At 41.3% G+C, this 7,403-nt stretch carries 11 protein-coding genes; 3 read left to right on the top strand and 8 right to left on the bottom strand.

What is annotated here, in order from left to right; translation table 11 throughout:
* The coding region (locus K6C05_RS05320) for an L-serine ammonia-lyase, iron-sulfur-dependent, subunit alpha (protein WP_296732153.1) at positions 1–294 on the top strand (294 nt) is incomplete at its 5' end.
* Between the two features lie 98 nt (positions 295–392).
* Here the strand turns inward: K6C05_RS05320 and K6C05_RS05315 are convergent.
* From K6C05_RS05315 to K6C05_RS05280, 8 genes are all read right to left on the bottom strand, one after another.
* A complete protein-coding gene (locus K6C05_RS05315; protein WP_296732151.1) occupies positions 393–887 on the bottom strand; it encodes a hypothetical protein in 495 nt (164 codons plus the stop codon).
* A gap of 11 nt (positions 888–898) precedes the next feature.
* On the bottom strand, positions 899–1,438 hold the full coding sequence (locus K6C05_RS05310) for a hypothetical protein (protein ID WP_296732148.1): 540 nt from the start codon (positions 1,436–1,438) through the stop codon (positions 899–901).
* Between the two features lie 64 nt (positions 1,439–1,502).
* A complete protein-coding gene (locus K6C05_RS05305; protein WP_296732145.1) occupies positions 1,503–2,282 on the bottom strand; it encodes an enoyl-CoA hydratase in 780 nt (259 codons plus the stop codon).
* A 53-nt stretch (positions 2,283–2,335) separates the two neighbouring features.
* Positions 2,336–2,941, bottom strand: coding sequence for a sugar O-acetyltransferase (locus K6C05_RS05300; protein WP_296732143.1), 606 nt, complete (start codon positions 2,939–2,941; stop codon positions 2,336–2,338).
* Positions 2,942–3,101: 160 nt separating this feature from the next.
* Entirely contained in the window at positions 3,102–3,635 is a 534-nt protein-coding gene (locus K6C05_RS05295; protein WP_296732141.1) for a hypothetical protein, read from the bottom strand.
* A 116-nt stretch (positions 3,636–3,751) separates the two neighbouring features.
* The gene (locus K6C05_RS05290) at positions 3,752–4,330 is read right to left on the bottom strand and encodes an efflux RND transporter permease subunit (protein ID WP_296732138.1); all 579 of its coding nucleotides are present in this window, start codon (positions 4,328–4,330) and stop codon (positions 3,752–3,754) included.
* Complete coding sequence (locus K6C05_RS05285; protein WP_296732135.1) at positions 4,288–4,752, bottom strand: biotin/lipoyl-binding protein; 465 nt, start codon at positions 4,750–4,752, stop codon at positions 4,288–4,290. Before K6C05_RS05285 ends, K6C05_RS05290 begins: the two co-directional genes overlap by 43 nt.
* 54 nt (positions 4,753–4,806) lie before the next feature.
* The gene (locus tag K6C05_RS05280) at positions 4,807–5,427 is read right to left on the bottom strand and encodes a TetR/AcrR family transcriptional regulator (protein WP_296732132.1); all 621 of its coding nucleotides are present in this window, start codon (positions 5,425–5,427) and stop codon (positions 4,807–4,809) included.
* A gap of 223 nt (positions 5,428–5,650) precedes the next feature.
* Here K6C05_RS05280 and K6C05_RS05275 point away from each other — a divergent pair, with 223 nt between their 5' ends.
* Positions 5,651–6,127 (top strand): hypothetical protein, encoded by a 477-nt coding sequence (locus K6C05_RS05275; protein WP_296732130.1) that lies wholly within the window; start codon positions 5,651–5,653, stop codon positions 6,125–6,127.
* A 594-nt stretch (positions 6,128–6,721) separates the two neighbouring features.
* Entirely contained in the window at positions 6,722–7,369 is a 648-nt protein-coding gene (locus tag K6C05_RS05270) for a class I SAM-dependent methyltransferase (RefSeq protein ID WP_296732127.1), read from the top strand.
* Positions 7,370–7,403: the final 34 nt, after the last annotated feature.

Raw genomic sequence — 7,403 nt, 5'->3', positions numbered from 1 at the left:
TGGCTTTGTACCAAGGATTACGATACGGTAATTCATACCATAGTAAATGCCTTAGCCATTACTTCGGGTATTATATGTGATGGAGCAAAAGCATCATGTGCCGCAAAAATCGCAGCTGCAGTAGACGCCGGAATATTAGGTTTTGAAATGTTCCGTAACGGGCAACAGTTTTATGGTGGCGATGGGCTAATACAAAAAGGCATTGAAAATACCATCAGAAATATCAGTCGACTTGGGCGCATCGGCATGAAGGAAACAGATAAGGAAATTATAAAAATGATGATTGGCCAGTAACACCTTGCAGGAAAGCATAAAATAAAAGTCCGGACCATTCAGGAGATGTATATCTCTTGAATGGCTTCCGGACTTTTTATATTTCAATTATGTTTTACTTAAATCTCCGTGCCTTCATATATCCGCGTTACAATGTTATTCCTATCAACAAAAAAGGTCAATTCTACCGGAGAATCGGTAGCCATATAAGAATAACCGGTTTCACCATTTATGACAACCCGCTCACCTTCACCAAAAGTGGCCACAATCTGTTCATAGGATGACCCTACTGTAAAACCACTGGGCGTAGTCAAGGAGCTATCACTCAACGAGAACCCACTTACCGGGATATTCTCCTCTTCTCCCTCATAATCAGCTGCAGTCCGACCAATTACATCAAAGGTATCGGAGTATATATACCTCACAATATGAACAAAATCCAGGGTTGCATAATCCTTTCTTGTCGGCTCACCGTATATACTTTGAACATAGCCTAGTGTACAGCCTGCCCCCACACCTCCGACATACATTTCACTGCGGGGCATTGAATGGGCAAAAACAGCTGCTGAAAACGACATCCATATGGCAACACATAGCAATAAGGTTCGCTTCAATTCAATCCCCCCTATATACCTAAAGCACTGTATAGAGATTCACTTATAACGCGGTTGTAGTTGTTCAAAATAGGATTATACCCCATCTTATTATCAAAGAAACGCATATTATAGGCTGCCACGAATGCCACCTCAGCTGTATATGGAATCAAAGGATCACCATCTGCATGGGAGTGAACTTTATTGATGTCCCAATAATTCCAATCCCCTGTTCTCTGAAAGGATATAGTTTTAGTATTCCAATTATACCGGAAGGAAAGAGGGAAGGCTTCCATCACGGTATAAGGCCCTCCTTCATAGGTTTTATGCTGTCGCCAATATTCATCGGAAAACTGAACCGGCACAACATTAATAGTAATCTGATAATAAGGTGGCGCATATTTTTGCACAACCACCGATGTTCTGTCAGCATACCTTCCTACTCCCATGCCGGCATCCACCAGCACAAGATTCCCATTACTCATAGTTTGAGGATATGTAGCGAATGCTGATACCGTCGAAATCAACATTATCATTAATGTAAAAACAGCAATCTTAATCCCCTTTAACATATTATCTGCCCCCTAATTCGTTTAAGATTATTTTGCATTCAAAACAGCACAAACTCTAAACTCTTTATTTCCCCTGAAATTTAGGTGCCCTCTTTTCCGAAAAAGCCCTTATCCCTTCACGAAAATCCTCTGTCCCAAGCAGCATGGACATTGCCATGGATTCATAGGTCAAGGTCTCATCCAATGATGCACCATAATTATTGATTTCCTTCTTCATCATGGCCAGAGCCAATGGGGCTGCACCGGCAACCTGTCTGCCCACAGCCATGGTCTTCTCCCTCAACTCCTCAGGTGCAAACACATCATTTACCAATCCTAATGAATGGGCTTCCTCTGCCTCTATTGGTCTGGCAGTAAACATTAATTCCTTAGCCTTGGATAATCCTACTGTTTTTGCCAGAAAATAATATCCTCCACAGTCCGGTGCCAAGCCAATATTGGCAAAGCTTTGAATAAATTTTACCCCCTTGGCAGCATAGCAAAGATCACAGGCTATGGCAATATTAAAGCCTGCTCCTGCTGCCACGCCATTTACCATGGCAATAACAGGCTTGGACATACTGTGAATGAGTTTTACTATCATACCGGCCTGTGCCACAAACGACCGTCTTTCCTCAGCAGTTGTAAGCTGGTCCAGGGAAGCCAAATCACCACCAGCACAAAATCCCCGGCCTGCACCTGTCAAAACTACAACCCTTACCTCAGGATCATGTTCAGCCTGATGCAATGATCTTATCCAGCCATTTATAAGGTCAAGACTCATGGAATTAAGGCTCTTAGGACGATTCAGCGTCAAAACTGCAACCCCATCTTTTTTTTCGCACATTATCACTTCTTCAGACAAAAAAACACCCCCATAATTTAATATTTTCAGCTCCCTATACCCATAATAGAAGCTCAGAAAAGCCCTATACGGTCTTTGTCGGTAATTTTTCGCAGCACTCGACAGGGATTTCCCACTGCCAGGGAATAGGGAGGAATATCCTTATTAACAACACTGCCACCGCCTATTACCGCCCCTCTGCCGATTGTCACGCCAGGCATAATGGTAACATTTCCGCCAACCCAGACATCCTCCTCCAGTATGATTTTTTCAACTTTCTCAGGAAAGTAGTCCCCATACTGATTAGTATGCTTGGATCGTTCATCAGCTACTAATGGATGAGACGGTGTGGCAAACAATACCCCCGGTCCGATTAAACATCTACCACCAATATGAATTTCATTACCATCCAGAAATACTGCATTGAAATTAATATATACATCATCACCTATATAAATATTACAGCCATAATCAAAGCGGACACCATTGGCAATAAATGAATTTTTGCCTATATGTCCCAAAAGTTCCTGTAATAATTTATTTCGTTTTTCTTTTTCTTCGACCATCGTCTGGTTGTAGGCAGTACTTACATTACCAGCCAATGCCCGTTGCTTGACCATCCAGGGTTCATTGTCCTGAAACCACTGCCCGTCAAGCATCTTGTCTTTTTCCGTGGACATATAAGGCCTCCTGTATCTCACCGATATATTTACAATAATCATCTAAATATCCAACTGTGGTTAATATTCTATATCAGAAGCTTTTTCCCTTTTACATATTTCATATACCGCTCATGAAAAAAACAGGGCATTTCATTGCCCTGTTTTCATACTATATCACCTAATCACGCCTTCTCCATCGGCCCAACCCATGGAACCGCTCTCCACTCTCACGATTGTGGCGATTACCTCCATAGCCAAAATTATAATCCTCCCGGGCAGCATCACCCTGCCCATCATAATCATTGCCGTTTGATATATTGGCAACTGAGCCTTGAACAGTGCCACCGTAAGTACTCCCCAAGGAATCACCATAATCTGCATTGGTTACGCCATCATCATGTTCACAGTCCACCCCGGGTCCATAATCAAAGCCACCAGCATCATCCGATATTCCCCTTAATAGCTCAAATTCTTCAGCGCTGTTTGCTTCTCCATCTCCGGTATCGACCTGACTGGCACCACAAGAATCATCACTAATGTCATTATACAGGCCTAAATCATCATCAGGAAATGCCTCTGTGAAGTCAAAGCCGTCATCATCCAGGCAGGAAAAATCCTTATTTCCCATCTTTTTCGCCCCATTTCTTTTATCATTGACAACACCAACCGCTCTAGAAATAATTCTCTTCTTAATTATAACGCCATTGTTCAAATTTTTCTTTTAAAAAAATAAAATCTTCCATTTAGCGTTTCCCCAAAAGGGACTAACTTCGTGTCGCAACGAGGTGGGAGATATGCTCACCGCCTGTTATTCCTTTCTCCCCCACCTTAAGAGGAAGAGGACATCTTACGCTCGTTACATTGGTGCAGAAGATCATAAATTATAGGTATGACCACCATGGTTAAAATAGTGGATGTGATGACCCCACCAATAATTGCATGTGCCATAGGGGCCCGAGATTCGGCACCTGGTCCCATGCCAAAAGCAATAGGCAACATACCAAAAACCATAGCCACACTTGTCATCAGAATAGGGCGCAAACGAATACGGCCAGCTTCTACCAGTGCCTCTTTACAAGGAATTCCCTCGTTTATGCGTTTTTTCGCAAAATCAATCAACAGAATTGCATTCTTCGTCACCAGCCCCATAAGCATCATTATCCCGATGAGAGATACCAGACTTATTTCACTACCTGCCAGGAAAAGTCCCATAATGGCTCCAATCATAGCCAACGGAAGTGCAAACATGATGGCAAAGGGCTCACTATAGCTTTCGAATTGGGCTGCCAAAATCATGAAAATAAACGCCACGGCCAGCCCTAGTGCCATGGTCATATTATTAAAGGAATCATCCATATCATTACTTACACCTGCCTGCCCAACTTTATAGTCAACTGGCAGTTCCATGCTTTCCAATTGCGCAAAAAAAGCGTTTGACTACGCTGATAATCGTTCTTAACATTGTCATATTTTGCCTTAGCCTGATTGACATTATTCTGAGCTACACGCAAAGAATTCTGCAGTTCAACATCATCTAACACAAATAAAGCCTGCCCATTTTCTACTTGCTGCCCATCCTCTACCAGCACACTGGTCACCTGCCCTGAAAAACGGCTGCTGATAATTGAAGAAGTCAATCCTTCAACATTACCCGTCAGTGGCATTATCAGCGGCTTATCCATTTGTTTCACAACAGCTGTGGAAACAGCCAGGGGATGGACTGTAGCATTTTCAGGCTGTTTGCCAACCACTGCTAATCGCCAACCAAAAATTCCAATTATTATGGCCAACATCCCCAAAATAATTATGCGTTTGTTCTTCTTTTTCATAACGATCTCCTTTATTGACCAGGGTCAGTAATGGTATAAAAAGAAAATACGGCTCTACACCGTATCTCCAAAATGAGCCAGACTTCCCGGCTTCATACCAAACAAGCTTTCAATCAACTTTGCGGCTATGGCCTCACGAACAGAAACATTCTCATCAGCAGAATTAGCCTGTTGCTCAATAGGCCATACAACATCCATAAGATTCCAAAAAAAGTCCAGGCTCTCTGCCTGATAATCCACCTGCATTGAGCCTTCCTGCTTACCTTTTGCAAGAATTCGCAGCATCAATGGATTGAAACTCTGTTCCAACACGAGCTGCCAAAGATTTCTTACCATGTCCCACTGGCCTTCTTCCATCAATTTATCCACTAACGGCTCAATGGCATTATCCTGGGAAGACATATTCAGGAATAATTTCAACTGTTCAGCGGCTGTCATTCCTTTTGCCTTATATATAAAATCTTCTTCAAACTGCTTTACCCAATTGGCAAAAATTGCCTTAAGAACATCCTCCTTGGTCGGAAAATAATAAAAAAAGGTTCCCTTGGCAACCCCAACTGCTCTACATATATCCTGCACCATAGTTTGTTCATAGCCCTTAGTGCAGAACAGCTCCATTGATCTATCCATAAATTCCTGCCGGCGTTCTGCCGGATTCTTGCGTATTCTCGTCATAATACTCTCCTTATTGACTTCGGTCAGTAAGTAGAGTATACTTTTCAAAAAATGAAATGTCAATGAATACTATAAATTTTTTTCACACAGTATTAATATAAACGCTTGCAGCTTTGAGCATCAATCCGAAGCTCCAGAAATAGGGACGGTTTGCAGCTTATCTTCCTGATTGTATGTATAAAAATATATTTAAAATATATTTTCCATATGGAGGCTATATATCATGACCATAAAGCATAAGAACAGTAATTTGACTACTTCACCAAAATCCCAGGGAAAAAAACAAAACGAAAAAAATCAATCCGATGAAGCATTATCCAATAATGAGGATACAGATGTAATCCAACAATTTTTTGATGATGTACTAGGCCGTTTAAAATCTATGGAAGGGCGTCACAGCATTCCCTTCAATGAATTATTCCCGGAAGCTTTTATGCACCAGCACACAAAAGCTGCCTCTATTGACAATTTTCTCATTGAAGGTGGCTACGATAGTGATGATGAATCTTTTAACGCAATTCCCGAAGATGAATTTAATGAATATGTAAAAAACAATTCAGATTTTAATTCATGGGATGATATGAAAAAATCAGCCACCATCATTTATCTCTCAGAAAAATACGGATTCACCATAAATGAATCTAAAGAAGAAAATGACGACACAGCACAGGATAGACCTTCCATAATCATAAAAGGATGAATATTACGTCAATTTATCCCAGGGCAAATTTGCCATATTTATCAGTATTATCCATCAATATCCATATATTATGAAGCTGTATCAGCAGAAGCCAGGTGAAAATCTTACCCGGCATATAGCTGCATTGTGGATGATTATGTCAATTTTCTGTGGATAACCCTGTGATAATCCTCGATATCCTGTGAATAAAATGTTAATAAGGATAGTTTTGTTCAACCATTAACCTCACCTGTAAAGATTAGATACTGCTCCGTCAAAATACCCCATACTGACTTGTGCTATCATAAAAATTTACGTCCCTGAGTCAAGCTATAAACCATTATTCTTGGCATTTGTACTGTAAATCACGGTCAAAGTTGAGACACTAGACAGTGACGGCATTCATAATCCCATGGGAGCGATATCCCCGAACCTAAAGGAATGTACCATCTCACTCCTTATTTTTGCTAAAAAATAGGCGTCGACAAACTTCACACAGGGCTGTTTTGGCAGCCTTATTTTTCTTCTTGACATTATTGAATATGTAAACTATCATACAATGATAATGATTATCATTGTATGATAGTGAATAAGTTTTCTGAGGAGGAAATTGCCATGAAGAGAAACCTACTTCAACGAATTGTCCACCCTATTCTGCAAAATTGTGCAAAACCAGAAGGAACGGTGGGAAAGCTTATTGTTAAAATGATGAATGCTTCCCACGAGCCATTGGCAAAATGGGGGATTACACATCTAGAGTTGCCCCCTGATGCGGTAGTTATTGATTTGGGCTGTGGTGGTGGCAGCAATGTATCGGCCATGTTGGAAATCTGTCCGAACGGGCGTGTCACTGGATTTGATTATTCAACAGTCAGTGTAAAAGCATCCAAAAGGAAAAATGCTGATGCTATACGGAATGGACGATGTGAAATAATCGAAGGTGATGTGGGCAAACTGCCTTTTGAAGATAATTCCTTTGACGCGGCTACTGCCTTTGAAACGGTATACTTTTGGCCGGAAAAATCCTTCCATGGTGTTCATCGTATATTAAAGCCAGGCGGAAAATTCCTGATTGTCTGCGAGGCAGACGGTTCCTGTTCCGGTGATAAGATATGGCCCAAAATAATTGATGGAATGAAGCTACGCTCCAAGGATAATTTGATCATGGAACTCCAACAGGCTGGCTTCCATGACATACAGACAGATCAAAAATCTATAATGGGTGGTTCTGGTCGTTGGCTTTGCGTACGAGCGGAAAAATAAATAGTAATATTAAGCCCGACGGATAAATGGGGGA

Origin of the sequence: Anaerovibrio sp., from assembly GCF_024697385.1 — a bacterium.
Taxonomy (GTDB): Bacteria; Bacillota; Negativicutes; order Selenomonadales; family Selenomonadaceae; genus Anaerovibrio.
This window is presented reverse-complemented; position numbering and strand designations above follow the sequence as displayed.

Bases quoted from the DNA above. Each gene is read 5' to 3' on its own strand.
- K6C05_RS05310 (WP_296732148.1), bottom strand. From the start codon at position 1,438: ATGTTAAAGGGGATTAAGATTGCTGTTTTTACATTAATGATAATGTTG.
- K6C05_RS05300 (WP_296732143.1), bottom strand. From the start codon at position 2,941: ATGTCCACGGAAAAAGACAAGATGCTTGACGGGCAGTGGTTTCAGGAC.
- K6C05_RS05290 (WP_296732138.1), bottom strand. From the start codon at position 4,330: ATGGAACTGCCAGTTGACTATAAAGTTGGGCAGGCAGGTGTAAGTAAT.
- K6C05_RS05285 (WP_296732135.1), bottom strand. From the start codon at position 4,752: ATGAAAAAGAAGAACAAACGCATAATTATTTTGGGGATGTTGGCCATA.
- K6C05_RS05280 (WP_296732132.1), bottom strand. From the start codon at position 5,427: ATGACGAGAATACGCAAGAATCCGGCAGAACGCCGGCAGGAATTTATG.
- K6C05_RS05275 (WP_296732130.1), top strand. From the start codon at position 5,651: ATGACCATAAAGCATAAGAACAGTAATTTGACTACTTCACCAAAATCC.
- K6C05_RS05270 (WP_296732127.1), top strand. From the start codon at position 6,722: ATGAAGAGAAACCTACTTCAACGAATTGTCCACCCTATTCTGCAAAAT.